The sequence below is a fragment of the Pseudoalteromonas sp. PA2MD11 genome (assembly GCF_017808125.1).
GTDB lineage: Bacteria > Pseudomonadota > Gammaproteobacteria > Enterobacterales > Alteromonadaceae > Pseudoalteromonas > Pseudoalteromonas simplex.
In genome coordinates, this window is sequence record NZ_JADKNF010000046.1 from 1 (window position 1) to 804 (window position 804).

The window sequence follows — 804 nt, forward strand, 5'->3', positions numbered from 1 at the left end:
CTAAGGTCGTGCTCAAACTCTCTGACTTCTTGATGTATTAATTGGTAGCTAACCATTTAATACAGAGAGATACAAGGGCGTGCTTTAGCGTGTTAATATGTATTCTTTGTTACCATAAATGACGACCTACGGTAAGACGTGCTTTAGCGCGTTAGTATGTATTCTTTGCCACCATAAATGATAATTTACGTAGGACGTGCTTTAGCGCGTTAATCTACTATATTTAATGTTCTACAATTTTATGAAAAAGGACTTTTCATGAGCTGGAGTCATTTAAAGAAAGGGCGAGTTTCAATTCAATCAGGTGAATATTTCATAACGTTCAACTGCCATAACAGAAAAGCACTGTTCACTGATCATAACTTAGCAAAAGTATTTTGTAGGTGTATTGAAAGAAATGAACTATTGCATCAATGCTGCTGGTTAACTTGGGTGCTTATGCCCGATCATTTTCATGGTTTATTAAGGCTTAGCGATAGTAGCTTGGGTAAAACAGTTGGTCATCTAAAAGGTCTTTCTGCTAGAGAGATAAACAAGATACGTTGTTTTTCGCAAACGGTGTGGCAACCTGCTTACTATGACCATGCACTACGTGAAGAAGAAAGTAGAATAGCTGTAGCCAGATATATCGCAGCAAACCCTTTGCGAAAAAAGCTAGTTGATAATTTAGGTAGTTATCCATATTGGAATTCTGTTTTCTTGTGATTGGTTGTCGCCATAAATGACGACCTACGTAGATACCATCTCTCATAACCAGCTTCAAGTTTAAGTTTAAGCAACTTGAGGCTGATATTCGGTTTGATT

Annotated in this window: 1 protein-coding gene; it reads left to right on the plus strand. The window is 37.3% G+C overall.

The annotated features are described in order from the left end of the window. Positions 1-258 precede the first annotated feature (258 nt). Entirely contained in the window at positions 259-705 is a 447-nt protein-coding gene (locus tag ISP07_RS20440; protein WP_082389219.1) for an REP-associated tyrosine transposase, read from the plus strand. The last annotated feature ends 99 nt before the right edge of the window (positions 706-804 follow it).

Excerpts from the sequence above, each read along its gene's own strand:
- ISP07_RS20440 (WP_082389219.1), top strand. The coding sequence starts at position 259 with ATGAGCTGGAGTCATTTAAAGAAAGGGCGAGTTTCAATTCAATCAGGT.